Origin of the sequence: Streptomyces flaveolus (genome assembly GCF_000716535.1) — a bacterium.
Taxonomy (GTDB): Bacteria; Actinomycetota; Actinomycetes; order Streptomycetales; family Streptomycetaceae; genus Streptomyces; species Streptomyces flaveolus_A.
Window position 1 is genome coordinate 66,643 of the sequence record NZ_JNWV01000001.1, and the last position, 21,116, is coordinate 87,758.

At 73.6% G+C, this 21,116-nt stretch carries 20 protein-coding genes and 1 pseudogene; 8 read left to right on the plus strand and 13 right to left on the minus strand.

What is annotated here, in order from left to right:
* Nucleotides 1–15: 15 nt before the first annotated feature.
* Genes OO52_RS00305 through pdhA form a run of 6 tightly spaced genes read right to left on the minus strand, consistent with a single transcriptional unit; the run spans nt 16 to nt 7,082 of the window.
* Nucleotides 16–1,113, minus strand: coding sequence for a potassium channel family protein (locus OO52_RS00305; RefSeq protein ID WP_030640276.1), 1,098 nt, complete (start codon nt 1,111–1,113; stop codon nt 16–18).
* Nucleotides 1,110–2,495: a molybdopterin molybdotransferase MoeA gene (locus OO52_RS00310; RefSeq protein WP_030640274.1), complete on the minus strand. Its 1,386-nt coding sequence runs from the start codon at nt 2,493–2,495 to the stop codon at nt 1,110–1,112. Before OO52_RS00310 ends, OO52_RS00305 begins: the two co-directional genes overlap by 4 nt.
* Nucleotides 2,492–3,421 (minus strand): NTP transferase domain-containing protein, encoded by a 930-nt coding sequence (locus OO52_RS00315; RefSeq protein ID WP_030640272.1) that lies wholly within the window; start codon nt 3,419–3,421, stop codon nt 2,492–2,494. The genes OO52_RS00310 and OO52_RS00315 overlap by 4 nt, the downstream gene beginning before the upstream one ends.
* Before the next feature lie 60 nt (nt 3,422–3,481).
* Nucleotides 3,482–4,918 carry a dihydrolipoamide acetyltransferase family protein gene (locus OO52_RS00320; RefSeq protein WP_030640270.1) on the minus strand — a complete coding sequence of 479 codons (1,437 nt, stop codon included), beginning with the start codon at nt 4,916–4,918 and terminating at the stop codon, nt 3,482–3,484.
* Entirely contained in the window at nt 4,918–5,922 is a 1,005-nt protein-coding gene (locus OO52_RS00325) for an alpha-ketoacid dehydrogenase subunit beta (protein ID WP_030640268.1), read from the minus strand. The genes OO52_RS00320 and OO52_RS00325 overlap by 1 nt, the downstream gene beginning before the upstream one ends.
* Complete coding sequence (pdhA, locus tag OO52_RS00330; protein ID WP_030640266.1) at nt 5,919–7,082, minus strand: pyruvate dehydrogenase (acetyl-transferring) E1 component subunit alpha; 1,164 nt, start codon at nt 7,080–7,082, stop codon at nt 5,919–5,921. Before pdhA ends, OO52_RS00325 begins: the two co-directional genes overlap by 4 nt.
* A gap of 190 nt (nt 7,083–7,272) precedes the next feature.
* Here pdhA and OO52_RS00335 point away from each other — a divergent pair, with 190 nt between their 5' ends.
* Nucleotides 7,273–7,758, plus strand: coding sequence for an Lrp/AsnC family transcriptional regulator (locus tag OO52_RS00335; protein ID WP_030640264.1), 486 nt, complete (start codon nt 7,273–7,275; stop codon nt 7,756–7,758).
* A 2-nt stretch (nt 7,759–7,760) separates the two neighbouring features.
* On the opposite strand, the gene OO52_RS00340 is transcribed toward OO52_RS00335, so the two are convergent.
* Together OO52_RS00340 and OO52_RS00345 are read right to left on the minus strand one after the other, a co-directional pair.
* On the minus strand, nt 7,761–8,348 hold the full coding sequence (locus tag OO52_RS00340) for a TetR/AcrR family transcriptional regulator (RefSeq protein ID WP_030640262.1): 588 nt from the start codon (nt 8,346–8,348) through the stop codon (nt 7,761–7,763).
* On the minus strand, nt 8,345–9,859 hold the full coding sequence (locus tag OO52_RS00345) for a 3-hydroxyacyl-CoA dehydrogenase (protein ID WP_030640260.1): 1,515 nt from the start codon (nt 9,857–9,859) through the stop codon (nt 8,345–8,347). The genes OO52_RS00340 and OO52_RS00345 overlap by 4 nt, the downstream gene beginning before the upstream one ends.
* 159 nt (nt 9,860–10,018) lie before the next feature.
* On the opposite strand from OO52_RS00345, the gene paaN reads away from it, so the two are divergent.
* Complete coding sequence (paaN, locus tag OO52_RS00350; RefSeq protein WP_030640258.1) at nt 10,019–11,710, plus strand: phenylacetic acid degradation protein PaaN; 1,692 nt, start codon at nt 10,019–10,021, stop codon at nt 11,708–11,710.
* Here paaN and OO52_RS00355 read toward each other — a convergent pair.
* From OO52_RS00355 to OO52_RS00365, 3 genes are read right to left on the minus strand one after another with little or no spacing between them, the layout of a single operon-like run.
* Nucleotides 11,707–12,459, minus strand: a complete 753-nt coding sequence (locus OO52_RS00355; protein WP_030640256.1) for a TrmH family RNA methyltransferase — start codon at nt 12,457–12,459, stop codon at nt 11,707–11,709. The two genes, paaN and OO52_RS00355, sit on opposite strands and share 4 nt — an antisense overlap.
* Nucleotides 12,456–13,667: an HTTM domain-containing protein gene (locus tag OO52_RS00360; RefSeq protein WP_030640254.1), complete on the minus strand. Its 1,212-nt coding sequence runs from the start codon at nt 13,665–13,667 to the stop codon at nt 12,456–12,458. Before OO52_RS00360 ends, OO52_RS00355 begins: the two co-directional genes overlap by 4 nt.
* Nucleotides 13,664–14,518, minus strand: coding sequence for a DUF5819 family protein (locus tag OO52_RS00365; protein WP_030640252.1), 855 nt, complete (start codon nt 14,516–14,518; stop codon nt 13,664–13,666). Before OO52_RS00365 ends, OO52_RS00360 begins: the two co-directional genes overlap by 4 nt.
* Before the next feature lie 431 nt (nt 14,519–14,949).
* On the opposite strand from OO52_RS00365, the gene paaA reads away from it, so the two are divergent.
* The 6 genes and pseudogenes from paaA to OO52_RS00395 all read left to right on the plus strand — a co-directional run bounded on the left by paaA (nt 14,950) and on the right by OO52_RS00395 (nt 19,877).
* Nucleotides 14,950–15,966 (plus strand): 1,2-phenylacetyl-CoA epoxidase subunit PaaA, encoded by a 1,017-nt coding sequence (gene paaA, locus OO52_RS00370; RefSeq protein ID WP_030640250.1) that lies wholly within the window; start codon nt 14,950–14,952, stop codon nt 15,964–15,966.
* Nucleotides 15,963–16,250 (plus strand): 1,2-phenylacetyl-CoA epoxidase subunit PaaB, encoded by a 288-nt coding sequence (gene paaB / locus OO52_RS00375; RefSeq protein ID WP_030640248.1) that lies wholly within the window; start codon nt 15,963–15,965, stop codon nt 16,248–16,250. The genes paaA and paaB overlap by 4 nt, the downstream gene beginning before the upstream one ends.
* The gene (gene paaC, locus OO52_RS00380; protein ID WP_037628465.1) at nt 16,247–17,002 is read left to right on the plus strand and encodes a 1,2-phenylacetyl-CoA epoxidase subunit PaaC; all 756 of its coding nucleotides are present in this window, start codon (nt 16,247–16,249) and stop codon (nt 17,000–17,002) included. The genes paaB and paaC overlap by 4 nt, the downstream gene beginning before the upstream one ends.
* Nucleotides 16,996–17,556 (plus strand): 1,2-phenylacetyl-CoA epoxidase subunit PaaD, encoded by a 561-nt coding sequence (gene paaD, locus OO52_RS00385; protein ID WP_030640244.1) that lies wholly within the window; start codon nt 16,996–16,998, stop codon nt 17,554–17,556. Before paaC ends, paaD begins: the two co-directional genes overlap by 7 nt.
* The gene (locus OO52_RS00390) at nt 17,556–18,620 is read left to right on the plus strand and encodes a 2Fe-2S iron-sulfur cluster-binding protein (protein ID WP_030640242.1); all 1,065 of its coding nucleotides are present in this window, start codon (nt 17,556–17,558) and stop codon (nt 18,618–18,620) included. The genes paaD and OO52_RS00390 overlap by 1 nt, the downstream gene beginning before the upstream one ends.
* A 116-nt stretch (nt 18,621–18,736) precedes the next feature.
* Nucleotides 18,737–19,877: pseudogene (locus OO52_RS00395) on the plus strand (acyl-CoA dehydrogenase family protein).
* Nucleotides 19,878–19,919: 42 nt separating this feature from the next.
* Here OO52_RS00395 and OO52_RS00400 read toward each other — a convergent pair.
* Both OO52_RS00400 and OO52_RS00405 read right to left on the minus strand, forming a co-directional pair.
* Entirely contained in the window at nt 19,920–20,249 is a 330-nt protein-coding gene (locus tag OO52_RS00400; RefSeq protein ID WP_030640240.1) for a rhodanese-like domain-containing protein, read from the minus strand.
* 49 nt (nt 20,250–20,298) lie between these two features.
* On the minus strand, nt 20,299–21,111 hold the full coding sequence (locus OO52_RS00405; protein WP_030640238.1) for a hypothetical protein: 813 nt from the start codon (nt 21,109–21,111) through the stop codon (nt 20,299–20,301).
* Between the last annotated feature and the right edge of the window lie 5 nt (nt 21,112–21,116).

Here is a 21,116-nt window from a genome sequence, read left to right on the forward strand (position 1 = left end):
TCCCCCAGGGACCGGTCATCCGGGTGGCAGGGGGCGGATGTCCGGGGTGACCCGGGTTTCGGGGGTGGCGCGGACGATGGTGATGAGCCGGTCCGTCAGCTGGAGCGTGCCGACGGACGGATCGTCGTAGCCGAGCACCCGGTGTCCGCGGAGGACGCTCACCACCAGGTCGTCCGTCTCGCGGGGCTTCTTGCCGACCTCGCCGCGGACCACCGGCCGTTCCACGAGGTCCAGCCCGCTGCCCTGCTGGATCAGGTCCTCCATGACCATGCCGGCCGCGGGGCTGAGCACGGACAGGCCGAGCAGGCGGCCGGCCGCGCCGGAGCTGGTGATGACGGCGTCGGCGCCGGACTGCTTGAGCAGCGGGGCATTCTCCTCCTCGCGCACCGCGGCCACGATCTTGGCGGTGCGGTTGAGCTGGCGGGCGGTCAGCGTGACGAGGACGGAGGTGTCGTCGCGCTGCGGGGCGATGATGATCTGCCGGGCCTTGTGCACCTCGGCCCGTTTGAGCACGTCACTGCGGGTGGCGTCGCCTATGACACCGGCGTAGCCCTCGGCGGTGGCCGCGTCGATCGCCTTGGAGCTGGGGTCGACCACGACCACCTGCTCCTTCTTCAGCCCGGTCGCACAGACGGTCTGGATGGCCGACCGTCCCTTCGTGCCGAAGCCGACGACGACGGTGTGGTCACGCAAGGTGGACCTCCAGCGGTTCAGGCGCCATTCCTCACGGGTGCGTTCGGTGAGGACCTCCAGCGTGGTGCCGACCAGGATGATCAGGAACAGCACGCGCAGGGGCGTGATGACGAGGATGTTGGTGAGCCGGGCGCTGTCGCTGACCGGGGTGATGTCGCCGTATCCGGTGGTGGAGAGGGTGACGGTCGCGTAGTAGAACGCGTCGAGGAGGTCGACGGGGCCGTCGGAGCTGTCGCGGTAGCCCTCGCGGTCGGCGTAGACGACCAGCGCGGTGGCGACCAGCACCACCAGGGCCATGATCAGCCGCTTGACGACCTGGCGGATCGGACGCTCCACCACTTTTCTCGGGAGTGCCACCCGATGGGTCACCAGATGTTCGCCCGCCTGGCGGGCTATGGCGTCATGGCCCGGAAGTTTCACGTGAAACACACCCCGATTCCGGCGGTCGCCCACGGCAGGTCCAGCAGCTCGGCCTCCTCGCCCTGTCGGGCCCCGCCCGGCGGTACGACGGCCAGCGCGTCGGCGGCGGCGACGCCCCGGAGCATGGCCGGGCCGTTGTAGTGCAGCGGCATGGCGTGGTCACCGCGCAGCACCACAGGGATGAGCCGGGTGTCGTGGGGGTGCCCGTGCACCGCCTCACGCAGCGGCAGCGTGTACCGCTCGGGGGCGGGGTGGGCGGCCAGGGTCCGCAGCAGCGGTTCGGCGAGGGTGAGCAGACCGGAGACGGCCGCGAGGGGGTTGCCGGGCAGTCCGACGAGGTGCTGGTGGTTCTTGGTGCGGGCAAGCAGCATGGGGTGGCCGGGGCGCACCTTGACGCCGTCGACGAGGAGTTCGGCGCCGACGCGTTCCAGGATCGGGTGGACGTGGTCCACGGGCCCCGCCGCGGTGCCGCCCGTGGTGATGATCAGGTCGGCGGCGGAGCGGGTGACCGCCTTCTGCAGGGCCTTGGCGTCGTCGCCGATCCGGCGTACGGCAATGACGTCGGCGCCGAGCGCGCGCAGCCAGGGCGGCAGCATGGGGCCGAGGGCGTCCCGGATCAGCCCGTCGTGCGGCAGGCCCTCGGTCAGCAACTCGTCGCCCAGGACCAGGACTTCCGCGCGGGGGCGGGGCACGACGGTGACCGTGTCGTAGCCGGCCGCCGCGGCGAGGCCCAGGACGGCGGGGGTGACCAGGGTTCCGACGGGCAGCAACTGGTCGCCGTTGCGGCACTCCTGGCCGCGTGGGCGGATGTCCTGGCCGTGGAGCATCTCGCAGGTGGTGTGCAGGCGGCCCTGGGCGTCGATCCGGCCGTGCTCGGTGCGCAGGACGGCGGTGGTGTCGGCGGGGATGCGGGCGCCGGTGGCGATGCGGACCGCCTCGCCGTCGGTGAGGGGTTCGGGCTGCGCGTGCCCGGCGAGCACGCCCTCCTCCCGCACCTGCCAGGGTCCTGGTCCGGCGACCGCCCAGCCGTCCATCGCCGAGGTGTCGAAGGAGGGGAGGTCGGTGAGCGCGTCGAGGGGCGCGGCCAGGGCCAGCCCGAGGGCGTCGCCGAGCGCCACGGAGACGGGGGCACGGCGGGCACGGGAACGCGCGGCACGCGCGGCGGCCTCCCGGGCCTGGGGCCAGGGGGTGGCCCGGTGCCGATCTGCGGGCCGCTCACCGGGTGACGGGGCGACCGGAGCGGACGCCTGGCCCGCGCCGTCGTCCGTGCTGTCGTCCCGGGGCTCCCGGTGGGCATCCCTCACGAGCGCCAGTGCCTCCTCGACATCGAGGTCGTCGGTGTCCTCGGCGGACGCCTCGGCCCGGGTGCCGGGGGCGGTCATCCGGCGTCCGGGGCGCTCGGGCCCCCGCTCCTCGCGTCCGTGGTGCCCCCACCGTTCTCTTCCTCCCAGCGCAGCGCCAGCGCGGCGGCCCTGCGCGCGGCCTCGGCGACGGCCTCGGGGCCGCCCTTGCCCTGGGCGGCGGCGTAGCCGACGAGGAAGGTGGTCAGCGGGGCTGCGGGCCGGGCCACGCCGTGCGCGGCGTCCCGGGCCAGATCGAGGAGGACGCCGGTGTCGACGTCCAGTTCGATGCCCAACTCGTCCTTGACTGCGGAGATCCATTCATCCAACACGGACCCATGCTCCCTGATGCGTGCCCTGGCCGTCGCGATGTCGTCCCAGGTGTCGCAGTCGAACGAGGCGAGCGGGTCCGGGACGCGGGTGAGGCGCAGGGCACCGGTCAGCCGGCGCAGGGGCAGCCCGCTGAGGCCGCCGTGCGCGGTGGCGAGGGCGGTCAGCTCACGGCGCAGGGCGGCGGTGCGGTAGGCGGCGACGAGCGGCTGGTCACGGCCGTCGGCGTCGGTGAGCAGCGCACCATCGGCCGCGGTGTCCTGAAGGGCGTTCAACAGGCGTCGGAGCGTGGGCTGTTCAAGGAAGGGCAGGTCGGCGGAGAGGACGACGGTGTGCCCGGCGGTGGTGAGCCGCAGGCCAGCCTCCAGCGCGGCGACCGGTCCGCCGCCGGGCGGCTCCTCGCGTGCCCAGCGCACCGGGCGGGCGGTGGGCCGGGGCGCGGCCACGACGACGGTCGTCCCGGCGTCGGCGCAGGCCGCGAGCACCCGGTCGAGCAGCGCGCGGCCACCGACCCGGAGCGCCGGCTTGTCGGCCCCGCCGAGCCGCCGGGCGGCACCGCCGGCCAGCACGACGGCGTCGTACGGCGCGGGGACCCCGGGAGCCGGGTCCGCGGGAGCGGCGGGGGCGGTGTCGGTCACCCTCCGAGTATGTCCTGCCGGTTCCTCCTTCCGAACCTGTGTCTCAGCGGAAGCCGGGCCTCACAGGGTGCGCAGCAGCACCGCCGGCTGTTCCACGCAGTCCGCCACATACCGCAGGAAGCCGCCCGCCGTGCCCCCGTCGCACACCCGGTGGTCGAAGGTGAGCGAGAGCTGGACGACCTGGCGGACGGCCAGCTCGCCCTCGTGCACCCATGGCTTCGGGACGATGCGGCCGACACCGAGCATGGCCGCCTCGGGGTGGTTGATGATCGGGGTGGAGCCGTCGACGCCGAAGACGCCGTAGTTGTTCAGCGTGAAGGTCCCGCCGGTGAGTTCCCCGGGGGTCAGCGTCCCGGCGCGGGCCGCCTCGGTGAGCCGGGCGAACTCGGCGGTCAGCGACTCGGCGTCGCGCGCGTGGGCGTCCCGGACGACCGGCACGACCAGGCCGCGTTCCGTCTGCGCGGCGAACCCTAGGTGGACCTGGTCGAGCCGGACGACCTCGCGGGCCTCGGTGTCGACGAAGGAGTTCAGCTCGGGGAAGCGGGCGAGGCCGGCCGTGCAGATACGGGCGAGCAGCGCGAGGAGGGAGATCTTCGGGCCTCCGGCCGCGTTCATCGCCGCGCGTGCGCGCATGAGTTCCGTCGCGTCGGCGTCGACCCAGCAGGTCGCGTCCGGGATCTCCCGGCGGCTGCGGGAGAGCTTGTCGGCGACGGCACCGCGCACGCCCTTGAGCGGGATCCGGGTCCCGCCGCCCTGCGGGGCGGGCGCGGCGGCGGGCCGTACGACCGGCTCCTCGGCCGTGCGGGCCGGTGCGGCCTCGGCCCGCAGCGCGTTCTCGACGTCCGCGCGCAGGATGAGCCCGTCCGGCCCCGACCCGGCCAACCGCCGCAGATCGACGCCGTTGTCACGGGCGAGTTTGCGCACGAGGGGGGAGATCACAGGGACCGGGCCCTCGGCGGGGGCGGCGGTGGGGGCAGCGGTGGTGGCGGACGCGGAGGCGGGTGCCTGCGCCACCGCCGGTGCGGCCACGCGCGCGTGGGCGTGGGCGTCGGCCCGGGCGGTCCCGCGCCGGGCGGCCTGCCCGGCGGCCGGGGCTCCGGGCGCCGCCTGACCGTTGCCGTCGGCCGCGCGCCGGACGCTGTGTCCGTCGGCCGCACCCGTGCCCGCCCGCACCCGGCGCCGGCGTGCCGCCGGGGCCTGGGTGCCGTAACCCACCAGGACGTTGCCGGAGCCCTCCGGTTCCGGTTCCCGTTCGCCCACCGCCACCGTCAGCAGCGGGGCGCCGACGGGCAGTTCGGTGCCCTCCTCGCCGAAGCGGGCGGTGACCACGCCACCGTACGGGCAGGGCACCTCGACCATCGCCTTGGCCGTCTCGACCTCGACCACCGGCTGGTCGACGGCGACCACGTCACCGACCTGGACCAGCCAGCGGACGATCTCCGCCTCGGTGAGCCCCTCACCGAGGTCGGGCAGCTTGAACTCCAGCACCTGAGCCATCAGCCCTCGGCCTCCCACTGCAGCCGGGCCACGGCGTCCAGGATGCGGTCGACGCCGGGCAGGTGGTGCCGCTCCAGCATGGGCGGCGGGTAGGGGATGTCGAACCCGGCCACGCGCAGCACCGGTGCCTCCAGGTGGTGGAAGCAGCGCTCGGTGACGCGGGCCGCGATCTCGCCGCCCGGCCCGCCGAACCCGGTGGACTCGTGGACGACGACGGCGCGGCCGGTGCGCCGGACGGACGCGCAGACCGTCTCGTCGTCGAACGGCACCAGGGAGCGCAGGTCGACGACCTCCAGGTCCCAGCCCTCGGCCTGGGCGGCCTCCGCGGCCTCCAGGCAGACCGGCAGCGAGGGGCCGTAGGTGATGAGCGTGGCGCTGCGGCCGGCCCGGCGGACGACGGCCCGGCCGATCGGCTCGACGTCCGTCGGCTGCTCGGGGTTCCAGCTGTCCTTCGACCAGTACAGCCGCTTGGGCTCCAGGAAGACGACCGGGTCGTCGGAGGCGATGGCCTGGCGCAGCAGCCCGTAGGCGTCGGCGACGGTGGCGGGGGTGACGACGTGGAGCCCGGGCGTCGCCATGTAGTAGGCCTCGGAGGAGTCGCTGTGGTGCTCGACGCCGCCGATGCCGCCGCCGTAGGGGATGCGGACGGTGATCGGCAGGGGCATCCTGCCGCGCGTGCGGTTGCGCATCCGGGAGACATGACTGATCAGCTGCTCGAACGCCGGGTAGGCGAACGCGTCGAACTGCATCTCGACCACGGGCCTGAGGCCGTACATCGCCATGCCCACGGCGGCACCGAGGATGCCGGCCTCGGCGAGGGGGGTGTCGGTGCAGCGGTCCTCGCCGAACTCCTTGGTGAGCCCGTCGGTGACGCGGAAGACCCCGCCGAGGGTGCCGACGTCCTCGCCCATGACGTGCACGGCCGGGTCGGCGGCCATCGCGTCGCGCATCGCGCGCGTGAGGGCCTGCGCCATGGTGGCGGGCTTGACGGCGACGGTGGTCATCGGGCGCCGCCTTCCCGGGCGCCGGGCTCGCCGTGCTGCTCCTGCTCGGCCTCCAGCTCGGCCCGCAACAGGTCGCGCTGCTCGCGCAGTTGCGTGGTGGTCTCGGCGTAGACGTGGTCGAAGAGGTCCATGGGGTCGAGTTCGGGGTCCCGGTTCATGCGTTCCCGCAGGGAGGCGGCCATCGTCTCGGCGTCCTGGCGGGCGGCCTCGATGCCGGCGTCGTCCAGCAGTCCGCGCGTGGTCAGTTCGCGTTCCAGCAGCTCGATGGGGTCGTGGGCGCGCCAGGCCGCGACCTCGGCCTCGCCCCGGTAGCGGGTGGCGTCGTCGGCGTTGGTGTGGGCGTCGACGCGGTACGTCACCGCCTCGACGAGGGTCGGGCCGCCGCCCGCGCGCGCGTGCCGTACGGCGTCGCTGAGGACCTCGTGCACGGCCGCGGCGTCGTTGCCGTCGACCAGTCGGCCCGGCATTCCGTACCCGACGGCCTTGTGGGCCAGGGAGGGCGCGGCGGTCTGCTTGGCGAGCGGTACGGAGATGGCGAAGCCGTTGTTCTGCACCAGGAAGACGACCGGTGCCTGCCAGACGGCGGCGAAGTTCAGCGCCTCGTGGAAGTCGCCCTCGCTGGTGCCGCCGTCGCCGACCATGGCCAGCGCCACCACGTCGTCGCCCTTGAGGCGGGCGGCGTGGGCGAGGCCGACGGCGTGCGGCAGCTGGGTGGCGAGCGGGGTGCTGAGCGGGGCCACCCGGTGGGCGTAGGGGTCGTAGCCGCTGTGCCAGTCGCCGCGCAGCAGGGTGAGCGCCTCGGCGGGGTCCACGCCCCGGGCCACGACGGCGAGCGTGTCGCGGTAGCTGGGGAAGAGCCAGTCGCGCTCCTCCAGCGCCAGGGCGGCGGCGATCTCGCAGGCCTCCTGGCCGGTGCTGGACGGGTAGACGGCGAGCCGGCCCTGCTTGGTGAGAGCGGTGGCCTGCGTGTTGTACCGGCGCCCGCGCACCAGCTCGGCGTACAGCCGGCGCAGCAGGCCGGGATCGGCCTTGGCGGCCGCCTCGGTGCCGAGGACGCGGTAGGGCTCGGCGTCGGGCAGCAGCGGCGCGGCGTCCATACGGGGCTGCCAGGCGGGCGGCGGCGATGGCCGGTACGCGCCCCGCTGCTCCAGAACCGTCATGACGGCACCTCCTCGTGGGAGTGGCTACGGGAGGCGCGTCGTCTGTGACTCGCCTCACCAACCGATTGTTCGGTCGCTGGCACATTTTGGCTACAGGTGCCTTCAGGCTGTGGACAAACGGTTCTCCACAGCCTGGAATGACCGCAGGACGTCCACGGCGAGGAAGCGGGAGGACATGGGAGCTGAACAAATGGCCGCCGGGCCGCAGGACGGCGCCGCCCTGCCGCCGCCGCGCCCGCTGGACGCCATCGACCAGGACATCCTGAAGATCCTCCAGGCGGACGGCCGGGCCTCGATACGGTCGGTGGCCGAGCGCGTCCACGTCTCGCGCGCCAACGCCTACGCGCGCATCAACCGGCTCGTCGAGGACGGGGTGATCCGGGGCTTCAGCGCGCGCGTGGACCACGAACGGGCGGGTCACGGCACGTCGGCGTACATCACGCTGAAGATCGTCCAGAACAGCTGGCGCACGGTCCGCGAGCAGCTCAGGCAACTGCCCGGTGCCTCCCACATCGCTCTGGTGGGCGGCGACTTCGATGTGCTGCTGCTGGTGCACACGCCCGACAACCGGGCGCTGCGCGAGCTGGTGCTGACCCGGCTCCAGGCGATCCCCGAGGTGCTCAGCACCCGCACGCTGCTGGTGTTCGAGGAGGAGGACCTGGAGCCGGAGGGCTGAGGTCAGTCCTGGCGCAGCCCAGAGAAGACCAGCCGGACGACGGCGTCGGCCACCTCCCGGTCGCTCGCGCCCCGCGCGTCCGGCCGGTACCACTCCACGATCGAGTTGATCATCCCGAAGACCAGCCGGGTGACCAGGCGGACCTCCACGTCGCCGCGTACGTCCCCGTCGGCCGCCGCCGCCTTCAGCAGCTCGGCGACCCGGTGGTCGAAGTCGCGGCGCCGCTCCAGCGCCCAGCGCTCGGTCTCGGTGTTGCCGCGCACGCGCAGCAGCAGCGTCACGTAGGGCAGCTCGGCTATGAGCACCTCGACCATGCGGCGCACGACGTGCTCCAGCCGTTCGGCCGGCCGCCCCACGCGCGCGTGCTCCTCGTCCAGGATGGCGAACAGGCCGTCCAGGGCGCGGCTGACGGCCCGGCGCAGCAGCTCCTCCTTGCCGCTGACGTGGTGGTAGATCGACGACTTGGAGATGCCGGCCGCCTTGGAGAGGTGCTCCATGGAGGTGCCGTCGTAGCCGCGCTCGTTGAAGACGCGGACGGCGACGGTGAGCAGCGTCTCCGGCGTGTAGGTGTCGCGCTTGGCCGTGGTCATGAGGTGCCCTCCCGCTTGTCGGTGGCATACGCGTGGCGGTACAGCGCGAGGGAGGGCGCGTAGCGTCCGGAGGGTTCGCGCTCGTGCATCTCGTCCAGGACGCCGAAGGCGAAGTCGCGGCCGAGCCTGCGGTCCCACTCGAAGGGGCCGAGCGGGTAGTTGACCCCCAGCCGCATCGCGGTGTCGATGTCCTCCTCGGTGGCCACGCCCTTGGCGACGGCGTCGTGGGCGAGGTCGATGATCCGGGCGACCGTGCGGGCGACGATCATGCCGGGGACGTCGCCGATGACGCTGACGTCCTTGCCGAGCGCCTGGAAGAGTCCGGTGGCCTCGGCGAGGGTCCGCGGCGAGGTGTCCTGGGCGGCGGACAGGGCGACACGGGTGGCCGTGCGGTAGTCCAGGGCGAGGTCGAAGTAGACGACGTCCCGGAACTCGGCGGAGGTCTGGCCGTCGGCGAGGACGAGCTGGCCGCCGCTGGGCAGCAGCAGGCGGGTGCCGTGGTCCTCGTCCTCCTCGCGGACCGGGATGCCCGCCTCGCGGATCATGGTAAGCAGTTCGGCGGCCGGGCCGAGACCGCCCTCGGCGACGACGTGGGCGGGCGGCTGCTCCTTGTCGGCGGTGTGCGGCTCGGGCCGCTCGGCGCCGTCCGCGTAGTCGTACCAGCCGCGTCCGCTCTTGCGGCCGAGCCGCCCGGACTCCACCAGCCGGCGCTGGGCGAGCGAGGGCGTGAAGCGGGTGTCCTGGAAGAAGGACTGCCACACCGAGTGGGTGACGGACTCGTTGACGTCCTGGCCGATCAGGTCGGTCAGCTCGAACGCGCCCATCCTGAAGCCGCCGCACTCCCGCAGCACCGCGTCGATGGTGGCGGGGTCGGCGGCCTGGGCCTCGTGGACGGCGAACGCCTCGGCGTAGAACGGCCGGGCGATGCGGTTGACGATGAAGCCGGGGGTGTCCGCGCAGGCCACCGGGGTCTTGCCCCAGGCGCGGGCGGTCTCGTACGCGCGAGTGGCCGACGTGACGTCGGTGGCGAAGCCGGAGACCACCTCGACCAGCGGCAGCAGCGGCGCCGGGTTGAAGAAGTGCAGGCCGACGAAGCGGCCGGGACGGCGCAGGGCGCCGCCGACGGCGGTCACCGACAGCGAGGAGGTGTTGGTGGCGAGCAGGCAGTCCTCGGCGACGATCTCCTCCAGCTCGCCGAAGAGCCGCTGCTTGACGTCCAGCCGCTCCAGGACGGCCTCCACGACCAGCCCGCAGTCCGCCAGTTCCGCGAGGCTGTCCACGGGCTTCAGGCGGGCGCGGGCCGCGTCCCGGTCGGCTTGTGTGAGCCGGTCCTTGGCCACGAGCCGGTCGAGGCGGGCGCCGATCGCTTCGGCCGCGTCCCGGGCCCGCCCGGGTGCGGCGTCGTAGAGCCGCACGGGGTGCCCGGCGACCAGCGCGACCTGGGCGATTCCCTGGCCCATGGTGCCGGTACCGACGACGGCCACGGGGCTGCTGAGGTCGAGTGCTGTCATGTGCGCGATCCTCCCGCACGGGGTTTTCCACAGATGCGGCGGGACCCCCTTGTACCGACCGATCGTTCGGTTACTCTAGCTCTGACCGTCCCATCCCGCTGCTCTTTCTGCCAGGTCCGAACTCGACGACGAGTTCTCCAGACGAGGAGTTGGTCCCGCATGGCCGCCGAACTGACCACGCCCGAGCTGATCGAAAAGCACCGGCCCACGCTCGACCAGGCCCTGGAGGCCATCCGCACCCGCGCGTACTGGTCCCCGCACCCCGAACACCCGAAGGCCTACGGGGAGAACGGCAGCCTGGACGCCGCGGCGGGCAAGGCCGCCTTCGACGCCGTGCTGGGCACCCGCCTCGACCTCGGCCAGCCGGGCACGGACGACTGGGTGGGCGGCGAGGTCTCGCCGTACGGCATCGAGCTGGGCGTCACGTACCCGCACGCGGACGTCGACGTGCTGCTCCCGGCCATGCGGGCCGGGCAGCGGGCCTGGCGGGACGCGGGCCCGGAGGTCCGGGCGGTGGTCTGTCTGGAGATCCTCAAGCGGATCAGCGACCGGACGCACGAGTTCGCGCACGCCGTCATGCACACCAGCGGGCAGGCCTTCATGATGGCGTTCCAGGCGGGCGGCCCGCACGCCCAGGACCGCGGCCTGGAGGCGGTGGCGTACGCGTACGCGGAGCAGGTCCGCACCCCGGAGACGGCGGAGTGGACCAAGCCGCAGGGCAAGCGCGACCCGCTGGCCCTCACCAAGCGGTTCACCGCGGTCCCGCGCGGGACCGCCCTGGTCATCGGCTGCAACACCTTCCCGACGTGGAACGGCTACCCGGGCCTGTTCGCCTCCCTGGCCACCGGCAACGCGGTCCTGGTCAAGCCGCACCCGCGCGCGGTGCTGCCGCTCGCGCTGACCGTCCAGGTCGCCCGGGAGGTGCTGGCCGGGGCGGGCTTCGACCCAAACCTGGTGGCGCTGGCCGCCGAGCGCCCCGGCGAGGGCATCGCGAAGACCCTCGCCACCCGCCCCGAGATCAAGATCATCGACTACACCGGTTCGACGTCCTTCGGCGACTGGCTGGAGGCCAACGCCCGCCAGGCGCAGGTCTACACGGAGAAGGCCGGCGTCAACACGGTGCTCGTGCACTCCACGGACGACTACAAGGGCATGCTGTCCAACCTGGCGTTCTCGCTGTCCCTGTACAGCGGCCAGATGTGCACCACCCCGCAGAACCTGCTCATCCCCCGGGACGGCATCACCACCGACCAGGGCCCCAAGACGTTCGACGAGGTCACCGCCGACCTCGCCCGCGCGGTCGACGGCCTGCTCGGCGACGACGCGCGGGCGAACGCGCTGCTGGGCGCGATCGTCAACCCGGACGTCAAGGCCCGCCTGGAGGCCGCGGCCGGCCTCGGCGAGGTCGCCCTCGCCTCCCGCGAGGTCACCAACCCGGAGTTCCCGGACGCGGTGGTCCGCACCCCGGTCATCGTCAAGCTGGACGGCGCCAAGCCGGACGACGAGGCCGCGTACATGAGCGAGTGCTTCGGACCGGTCTCCTTCGCCGTCGCCGTCGACTCGGTGACGGACGCGGTGGAGCTGCTGCGGCGCACTGTCCGCGAGAAGGGCGCGATGACGGTCGGCGCGTACACGACGGACGCCGGGACCGAGCGCGCCGTCGAGGAGGTCTGCCTGGAGGAGGCCGCCCAGCTCTCGCTCAACCTGACCGGCGGGGTCTACGTCAACCAGACGGCCGCGTTCTCCGACTTCCACGGCTCGGGCGGCAACCCGGCGGCCAACGCGGCCCTCACCGACGGCGCCTTCGTCGCCAACCGCTTCCGTGTGGTGGAGGTGCGCCGGGAGGTCTAGGCCCTGGGCGCGGCTCCGGTGGCGCTCCAGTGGTACAGCGTCATCGCCACGCTGGTGGCCAGGTTGTAGCTGGAGACCTGGGGGCGCATCGGGAGGCGCAGCAGGTGGTCGGCCCGGGCGCGCAGTTCCGGCGACAGGCCGGAGCGCTCCGAGCCGAAGGCCAGCACGGCGTCGTCGGGCAGCTTCGTGCCGCGGATGTCCTCGCCCTCCGGGTCGAGGGCGAACAGCGGCCCGGCGGGCAGCTCGGCGACGCCGAGGCGCTCCACGGCGGTCGCGAAGTGCAGGCCCGCGCCGCCGCGCACCACCGTGGGATGCCACGGGTCGAGCGTGCCCGTGGTGACCACGCCGGTCGCCCCGAAACCGGCGGCCAGCCGGATCACGGCACCCGCGTTGCCCAGGTTGCGGGGGTTGTCCAGCACCACGACGGGCGCGGTGCGGGGCGTGCGGGCGAGCGCGCGCAGGTTGGCCTCACGGGGCGGCCGTACCGCGAGGGCGGCCACGCCGGTCGGATGGGGCCGCGGGACGAGGGAGGCGTACGCCGGCTCGGACACCTCCGCCAGGAGGGCCTCCAGGGCGTCGCGGACGTCCCCGGCCAGCTCCTCGGCGAGGGCGAGCGCGGCCCGCCGGTCGGTGGTGACCGCGACCGGCACCTCGGCCCCGAAGCGCAGCGCGTGCTTCAGGGCGTGGAAGCCGTCGAGCAGCACGGCGGTGTCCGCGTGCTCGCGCCAGCGGCTCAGCGGGTCGCTCATGCGGTGAACCCTACGCGGTCCGCCGGGCTCTCCTCCGGGGAGCGCGGCGCAGGAACGGTACGGCCGACGCGCCGGGCGAGCCGCCACCGCGCGCGTGCCGCCAGGTCGCCCAGCCGGCGCAGGAAGGACGTCGGCAGGAAGACCGCGTCGGCGGTGATCATCGCCAGCGAGAAGAACGGCAGTCCGAGGACGACCGCGATCACCGCGTGCTCGGTCATCATCAGCACCAGCAGGACGTTCTTGACCCGCCGGTTGAACAGGGTGAACGGGAAGGCGACCTGCACCATGACGGTTCCGTAGGCGACGATCATCATGATCGTGCCGCTGGACGACATCAGGTCGGCGAGACCGGGCCAGGGCGAGAAGTAGTCCAGGTGGAGCGGGTAGTAGACGGCGGTGCCGTCCTGCCAGCGCGAGCCCTGGACCTTGTACCAGCCGGCCGTGGCGTAGATCAGGCAGGCCTCCGCCATGATCACGACCAGGGCGCCGTTGTGCAGGATGTTGGCGACGACGTCCAGCAGCATCCGCGGCTGCTGCCAGGCCTCCCGGCGTCCGACGAGCCACCACAGGCCGAGCCCCGCCCACGCCGTCCACAGCAGCACCGGGATCGGCCAGTCCGTGTCGAACCGGCCGGTCAGCGTCACCGTGCCCAGCGCCAGGCCGAGCACCGCCCACAGCACCGGTCCCATCCGGTCGGCGGGCGCCCACTCGCCCCGCGCGCGTGCCGCCGCGCCGTGGGCCGCGCGCCGCGCGTCGAGGGACCACACCTGTCCGCAGCGGGTGAACACCAGGTAGATGGCCATCAGGTGCAGGACGTTGTCGCCGCCGTCACCGACGAAGACGCTGCGGTTCTGCAGCGACAGCACGCCCACCATGAAGAGCACGGACGCCGTCCGGGTGCGCCAGCCGAGCACCAGGGCGGCGCTGGCGAGGATGGCCAGCGCGTAGCAGCACTCGAACCAGAGCTGTCCGTCGGACCACAGCAGCGCCGTGAAGGCCTCGTTGTTGGCGGTCAGCTGCTTGGCGAGGTTCCAGCCCCACGGCCCGGAGGGGCCGTACAGCTCCTGGCGGTGCGGGAACTCGCGCAGCAGGAACAGCAGCCAGGTCCCGGCGAAGCCGATCCGGATCACGGCGCTCTGGTACGGGCCGAGGGCCGCCTCGGTGACCCGGGCGATACCGTGCGACAGCGTCAGGGAGAGACGGTTCACCGCACACCTCCGGCGGCCTCGTCGGCGGTCACGGACCACCAGGGCAGCAGGCGGTAGACGGGCTTGTCGGAGACCCGCTCACGGCTCCACGGCGGCGGCTGCACATTGGTGGTGCTGGAACGGACCTGCACGCGCTGTATCACGCCTTCCCGGCTCGTCGGATCGTCCCGGTACAGGCGCATCACCACGATGCGGCGCAGGTACTGCTCGGACAGGGAGCCGCGCAGGCCGACGGGCCGGTTGTCGGCGGCGTGCGTGGCGGTGAAGAAGTCCCAGGCCCGGCGCAGCTCGTTCTGCTGGGTGTGGCTGGGCGCCACGTTGCCGTCGATGGCGGCGCCGTCCTGGGCGGACAGGTCGGTCCATCCGGTGGTGCGCAGGCCGCCGTCCCGCATCCGCACCTCGGCGCGGACCTGTACGGCGATGTTCTGCTGCAACGGGTTCGGGGCGAAGAGCTTCCAGTTCTGCTCGAACTCCGGGTACACCCACTCCTCTATCGCCTTGCCGTGCTGCTTCGTCACGGTGTTCGCCGGCGCGAGGCTGAGGAAGACCATCAGCAGATGCACGCAGGCGGCCACGGCGACGACGGCGAGCGCCAGCGCGGCACCGACCTGGTAGCCGGGGGAGAGCGCGGCCACGCCGCTGCGGGGCCTGGGTGGGTGACCGGGCGGCGGGGGCGGCGGCTGCGCGGCACCGACCTGGTAGCCGGGGGGAAGCGCGGCCACGCCGCTGCGGGGCCTGGGTGGGTGACCGGGCGGCGGGGGCGGCGGCTGCGCGGGTTCTTCCGGGAGACGCGTCCCGGCCGACCCGTCCGGGACCAGGGGGCCCCGCGAGTCCTCGTCGTACGCGTCCATTGCGTCCCGTCCCCCTGGTCAGTCGTTCGGCTCGTGCGGTCGCGGCCCGGTCGTCCGGCCCAGCGGTCGGCTGGGCGGAGCGACGCGGGAGAGCAACGCCCGTCACAGGCGTCGCGTCGTTCACGAGTGCCACGTCTCGGCGCTCGCACGGAACGGTACTCAGCCCCCGGGCCCGGGCGCAGCCCCGGGTACGGGCCGACCGCGGTGGTCCTCGCCACGCGTACGGCCCCCGGCGCGGGCCGCGGGTACGGCCCGCCGTGGCCCGCCCGTCCTTGTCCACAGGCTGTGGGCGCAGTTTTCCACAGCGGTTGACACCCACAGCGGCCCGGCACACCATGGACTACGCATGAACCGAACGATCGGTCGGGACGCCGGCCGGGACGTATCGACCGGACAGAGTTCACCGCAGAGCCCGAGGTCAGGGGGATCGCATGGCCACAGCAGCCGCGCAGCGCACGGCCGGCACCGAGGCGGACGGCGCACCGGACACCGTCGACACGACGGCCTACCAGCGCGCCTTCGACGCGGCCGTGGCCGCCGACGAACGCATCGAACCACGCGACTGGATGCCCGACGCCTACCGCGCGACCCTCGTCCGGCAGATCGCCCAGCACGCGCACTCCGAGATCATCGGCATGCAGCCGGAGGCCAACTGGATCACCCGCGCGCCCTCCCTGCGCCGCAAGGCGATCCTGATGGCCAAGGTCCAGGACGAGGCCGGCCACGGCCTGTACCTGTACAGCGCGGCCGAGACCCTCGGCACCGGCCGCGACGAACTGCTCGACAAGCTGCACAGCGGCCGCCAGAAGTACTCCTCGATCTTCAACTACCCCACCCTCACCTGGGCCGACGTCGGCGCGATCGGCTGGCTGGTGGACGGCGCCGCGATCACCAACCAGGTCCCCCTGTGCCGCTGTTCCTACGGCCCGTACGCCCGCGCGATGGTGCGGATCTGCAAGGAGGAGTCCTTCCACCAGCGCCAGGGCTACGAGCTGCTGCTGGCCCTCAGCAAGGGCACCCCCGAGCAGCACGCCATGGCCCAGGACGCCGTGAACCGCTGGTGGTGGCCCTCGCTGATGATGTTCGGCCCGCCCGACGACGAGTCCCAGCACTCCGCGCAGTCGATGGAGTGGAAGATCAAGCGCCACTCCAACGACGAGCTGCGCCAGCGCTTCGTGGACATCTGCGTCCCGCAGGCCGAATCCCTGGGCCTCACCCTCCCCGACCCGGAGCTGCGGTGGAACGAGGAGCGGGGGCACTACGACTTCGGTCCGATCGACTGGACGGAGTTCTGGGAGGTCCTCAAGGGCAACGGCCCCTGCAACGAACAGCGGATCACCCAGCGCAGGCGCGCCCACGACGAGGGCGCGTGGGTACGGGAAGCGGCCGCGGCCTACGCGGCCAAGCACACCGGCGGCACCGGTGAGACAGGAGCGACGCGAGCATGAGCACCACCGACTGGCCCCTGTGGGAGGTCTTCGTGCGCTCCCGGCGCGGCCTCTCCCACACCCACGCCGGCAGCCTGCACGCGCCCGACGCCGAGCTGGCCCTGCGCAACGCCCGCGATCTGTACACCCGGCGCGGAGAGGGCGTCTCCATCTGGGTCGTCCCGGCCGCCGCGATCACCGCGTCCTCGCCGGACGAGAAGGACCCGTTCTTCGAGCCGGCCGCCGACAAGCCCTACCGGCACCCGACCTTCTACGACATCCCGGAAGGGGTGAAGCACCTGTGACCGCCACCGGCCCCGCGGCCCGCCCCGCCACCGGCTCCGCCCCCGTCCCGGTGACCGCCGCGCTCGCCCTGGGCGACGACGCCCTGGTGCTCTCCCACCGCCTGGGGGAGTGGGCCGGGCACGCCCCCGTCCTGGAGGAGGAGGTCGCCCTCGCCAACATCGCCCTGGACCTGCTCGGCCAGGCCCGGGTGCTGCTGTCCCTGGCCGGCGACGAGGACGAACTCGCCTATCTGCGCGAGGAACGCGCCTTCCGCAACCTCCAGTTGGTCGAGCAGCCGAATGGCGACTTCGCGCACACCATCGCCCGCCAGCTCTACTTCTCCACCTACCAGCAGCTGCTCTACACCGAACTCGCCGCGCAGGACGGCCCGTTCGCGCCGCTGGCCGCGAAGGCGGTGAAGGAGGTCGCCTACCACCGCGACCACGCCGAGCAGTGGACGCTGCGGCTCGGCGACGGCACCGGGACCAGCCGTGAGCGGATGCTCCGGGCCTGCGACGCGCTGTGGCGGTTCACCGGCGAGATGTTCCAGCCGGTGGAGGGCCTGACCGCCGACTGGGCCCGTCTGGAGGAGCGCTGGCTCGAGTCCGTCACCGGCGTGCTCGGCCGGGCCACCCTCCCGGTCCCGGAGGGGCCGCGCACCGGCGCCTGGTCGGCGGGCGCCGGCCGGCAGGGCCTGCACACCGAGTCGTTCGGCCGGATGCTCGCCGAGATGCAGCACCTGCACCGCAGCCACCCGGGGGCGTCATGGTGACCGCCACCGCCCTGGAGGAGCGGCTGCTGGAGCTGGCCGGCGCGGTGCCCGACCCCGAGCTGCCCGTGCTCACCCTGCGCGAGCTGGGGGTGCTCCGCGCGGTGCATGTCCACGGCGCCGACCAGGTGGAGGTCGACCTGACCCCCACCTACACCGGCTGCCCGGCCATCGAGGCGATGAGCCTCGACATCGAGCGGGTGCTGCGCGCCCACGGCATGCGTGAGGTCACCGTCCGCACGGTGCTCAGCCCGGCCTGGTCCACCGACGACATCACCCCCGAAGGGCGCGAGAAGCTCCGGGAGTTCGGCATCGCCCCGCCGCGCGTGCGCCACGGCGACGGACCGGTGTCCCTGACCCTCGGGCCGACCCGCGCGCACGCCACGCAAGACATGCACGGCACGCACGCCAAGGACACCGCGACCGAACCGGTCCGCTGCCCGCACTGCGGATCGGCCGACACCGAACTGCTGAGCCGGTTCTCCTCCACCGCGTGCAAGGCGCTGCGCCGCTGCCTGGCCTGCCGTGAACCGTTCGACCACTTCAAGGAGTTGTGATGGCCCGCTTCCACCCGCTCCCGGTGGCCGCGGTCGACCGGATCACCGACGACTCCGTCGCCCTCACCCTCTCCGTCCCGCCCGAGCTGCGCGAGGAGTACCGGCACGCACCCGGCCAGCATCTCGCGCTGCGCCGCCGGGTCGCCGGCACGGAGATCCGGCGCACCTACTCGATCTGCTCCCCCGCCCCCGACCCGGCCGGCGAGGGCCCGGACAGCCTGCGGGTGGGGGTGCGGCTGGTCGAGGGCGGGGCCTTCTCGGCGTACGCGCTGAAGGAGATCAACGTCGGGGACGAGCTGGAGGTGATGACCCCGGCGGGCCGCTTCACGCTGGAACCGGCGCCCGGTCTGTACGCGGCGGTCGTCGGCGGCAGCGGCATCACCCCGGTGCTGTCCATCGTCGCCACGCTGCTGGCGCGCGAGCCGGCGGCCCGGTTCTGCCTGATACGCAGCGACCGCACGGCCGCCTCGACGATGTTCCTGGAGGAGGTCGCCGACCTGAAGGACCGCTACCCGGAGCGGCTTCAGCTGGTGACCGTGCTCTCCCGGGAGGAACAGCAGGCGGGCCTGCCGTCCGGCCGGCTCGACCGGGAGCGGCTCACCGGGCTGCTGCCCGCGCTGCTGCCGGTGGACGAGGTGGCGGGCTGGTTCCTGTGCGGGCCGTACGGGCTGGTGCGGGGCGCCGAGCAGGCGCTGCGCGAGCTGGGCGTGGCCCGGGACCGGATCCACCAGGAGATCTTCCACGTGGACGCGGGCTCGGCCCCGGCGGCCACGGCCTCGGCGCCCGCGCACAGCACCGTCACCGCGCGGCTCGACGGTCGCGGCGGCAGCTGGCCGGTGCGGGAGGGCGAGTCACTGCTGGAGGCGGTGCTGCGCAACCGGCCCGACGCGCCCTACGCCTGCAAGGGCGGGGTGTGCGGGACGTGCCGGGCCTTCCTGGTCGCGGGCGAGGTCCGCATGGACCGCAACTTCGCGCTGGAGACGGAGGAGACGGAGGCCGGGTATGTGCTGGCCTGCCAGTCGCATCCGCTGACGGAAAGGGTGGAGCTGGACTTCGACCGCTGAGGGCCGCACGACCGTTCCCTTCCCCTAGAACTTGTTCTATCTTGACGGACCGTCAGATGACGGCAGCCGGACTCGGCTGCGCTGCCGGACGACCGGACCCGCCAGGAGGACAGGCCGTGGACTTCACCTTCAGCGAGGAGCAGCGGGCAGCGGCCGAGGCGGCGCGCGGGGTGTTCGCCGGGGTCACGCCGGACGCGGTGCCCAGTCCGGCGCTCACCACCGGCGCCGTGGCCGAGGGCTTCGACCGGGCGCTGTGGTCCCGGCTCGCCGACGCGGACCTGCTGAGCCTGCTGCTGGCCGAGGCGCACGGCGGGGCGGCCCTGGACGCGATCGCGCTGTGCCTAGTGCTGCGCGAGGCCGGCCGGGTGCTCGCCCGGGTGCCGCTGCTGGAGCACTGCGCCGCCGCGGCGGCCGTGCAGGCCTACGGCGGCCCGGAGCAGGTGGACCGGCTGCCGGCCCGGGCGGGCCGGGGCGAGCTGGTGCTGACCGTCGCGGCACAGGGCCGTACCGGCCACGACCGGCCGAACTGGCCGTCACCGCACGCCGGGAGGGGCGGGTCTGGCTGCTGGACGGGGTGCAGACGGCGGTGCCGTGGGCGTTCGACGCGGACCTGGTCGTCGTACCGGCGCACATCGAGGGCGCGGCCGGCGACCGGACCGTGCTGGCGCTGGTGCCGCGTGAGGCGGACGGGCTGGTGCTCGCCGCGCAGGTCTCCACCAGCGGTGAGCGGCTGGCCGAGCTGCGGCTGCGGTCCGTGCGGGTCGACCCCGGTGAGGTGATCGAGGCCGACGGTGCCTGGGAGTGGCTGCACGGGCTGCTGGTGACGGGCACGTGCGCGCTGGCCCTCGGGCTGGGCGAGCGGGTGCTGCGGATGACCGCTGAGTACGCCGGCCGGCGGGAGCAGTTCGGGTATCCGCTCGCGACGTTCCAAGGGTGGCGGTGCAGGCCGCGGACCGGTACATCGACCTGCGTGCCATGGAGGCCACCCTGTGGCAGGCCGCGTGGCGGATCTCCTCGGGGGCGCCGGGCGCGCTGCCCGCCGCCGGGGACGTCGCCGTGGCGAAGATCTGGGCGGCGGAGGGGGTACGGCGGGTGGTGCAGACGGCACAGCATCTGCACGGCGGGTTCGGCGCGGACACCGACTACCCGCTGCACCGCTATCACGCCTGGGCCAAGCACCTGGAGCTGACGCTCGGCCCGGCGGCGGCGTACGAGGAGAGGCTGGGCGACCTGCTGGCCGCCCATCCGCTCGGCTGACCGACACCCAGGCGCCGCCCGGGGGCCGGGAGGGCCCGGGGGCTACAGGACGACGCCCGGCTTGCCGTGGTCGGTGACGACCGGGCGGCCGGCGGCCTGCCAGTGCTGCATGCCGCCGTCGACGTTCACCGCGTCGACGCCCTGCTGGGCCAGGTACATGGTGACCTGGGCGGAGCGGCCGCCCGAGCGGCAGATGACGTGGACGCGTCCGTCCTGCGGGGCGGCCTCGGTCAGCTCGCCGTAGCGGGCCACGAACTCGCTGAGGGGAATGTGCAGGGCTCCCTCGGCATGGCCCGCCTGCCACTCGTCGTCCTCGCGGACGTCCAGCAGGAAGTCGCCGTCCTTGAGGTCCGTGATCTGGACCGTGGGCACACCAGCTCCGAAATTCATGGCTCCGACGCTACCCGAAGCGGGGGGTGGGTCAGCCCTGGCCCAGCAGGGCGGCCAGTTCCGCCTCCCGCTGGCTGATGTCGGCGCGCAGCCGGTCGGCGATCTCGTCGAGCAGCCCGTCGGGGTCGTCCGGAGCGAGGCGGAGCATGCCGGCGATCGCGCCATCCTCCAGTTCGCGGGCGACGAGGGTGAGCAGCTCCTTGCGCTGGGCGAGCCATTCGAGGCGGGCGTACAGCTCCTCGGTGGGGCTCGGGCGGCGCTCGGGCGGTACCGGTCCGGCGGCCCACTCCTCGGCCAGCTCCCGGAGCAGGGTCTCGTCGCCGCGGGCGTAGGCGGCGTTGACCCGGCTGAGGAACTCCTCGCGCCGCTTCTGCTCCGCTTCGTCCTGGGCAAGGTCGGGGTGGGCCTTGCGGGCCAGCTCGCGGTAGAGCTTGCGGGCCTCCTCGCTGGGCCGCACCCGCTGCGGGGGCCGTACCGGCTGGTCGGTGAGCATGGCGACGGCCTCCGGGAACAGGCCGTCACCGTCCATCCAGCCGTGCAGCAGCTCCTCCACGCCCGGGATCGGCATCACCTGGGCGCGGGCCTCCGCGGCGCGGCGGATGTCCTCGGGGTCGCCGGTGCGGGCGGCCTTCGCCTCGGCGATCTCCGCGTCCAGCGCCTCGATGCGGCTGTAGAGCGGGCCGAGTCGCTGTTCGTGGAGGCGGGCGAAGTTCTCGACCTCGACGCGGAAGGTCTCCACGGCGATCTCGTACTCGATCAACGCCTGCTCGGCGGCCCGTACGGCCTGTTCCAGCCGTTCCTCGGGACGCGGGGCCTGGGACTGGTCGGCTTCCGGGGTCGTCACCCGCC

Bases quoted from the DNA above. Each gene is read 5' to 3' on its own strand.
- OO52_RS00345 (WP_030640260.1), bottom strand. From the start codon at position 9,859: ATGACAGCACTCGACCTCAGCAGCCCCGTGGCCGTCGTCGGTACCGGC.
- OO52_RS00325 (WP_030640268.1), bottom strand. From the start codon at position 5,922: ATGACCACCGTCGCCGTCAAGCCCGCCACCATGGCGCAGGCCCTCACG.
- OO52_RS00335 (WP_030640264.1), top strand. From the start codon at position 7,273: ATGGCCGCCGGGCCGCAGGACGGCGCCGCCCTGCCGCCGCCGCGCCCG.
- OO52_RS00310 (WP_030640274.1), bottom strand. From the start codon at position 2,495: ATGACCGCCCCCGGCACCCGGGCCGAGGCGTCCGCCGAGGACACCGAC.
- pdhA (WP_030640266.1), bottom strand. From the start codon at position 7,082: ATGACGGTTCTGGAGCAGCGGGGCGCGTACCGGCCATCGCCGCCGCCC.
- OO52_RS00355 (WP_030640256.1), bottom strand. From the start codon at position 12,459: ATGAGCGACCCGCTGAGCCGCTGGCGCGAGCACGCGGACACCGCCGTG.
- OO52_RS00390 (WP_030640242.1), top strand. From the start codon at position 17,556: ATGGCCCGCTTCCACCCGCTCCCGGTGGCCGCGGTCGACCGGATCACC.
- OO52_RS00365 (WP_030640252.1), bottom strand. From the start codon at position 14,518: ATGGACGCGTACGACGAGGACTCGCGGGGCCCCCTGGTCCCGGACGGG.
- OO52_RS00320 (WP_030640270.1), bottom strand. From the start codon at position 4,918: ATGGCTCAGGTGCTGGAGTTCAAGCTGCCCGACCTCGGTGAGGGGCTC.
- OO52_RS00340 (WP_030640262.1), bottom strand. From the start codon at position 8,348: ATGACCACGGCCAAGCGCGACACCTACACGCCGGAGACGCTGCTCACC.
- paaB (WP_030640248.1), top strand. From the start codon at position 15,963: ATGAGCACCACCGACTGGCCCCTGTGGGAGGTCTTCGTGCGCTCCCGG.
- paaD (WP_030640244.1), top strand. From the start codon at position 16,996: ATGGTGACCGCCACCGCCCTGGAGGAGCGGCTGCTGGAGCTGGCCGGC.
- paaA (WP_030640250.1), top strand. From the start codon at position 14,950: ATGGCCACAGCAGCCGCGCAGCGCACGGCCGGCACCGAGGCGGACGGC.
- paaN (WP_030640258.1), top strand. From the start codon at position 10,019: ATGGCCGCCGAACTGACCACGCCCGAGCTGATCGAAAAGCACCGGCCC.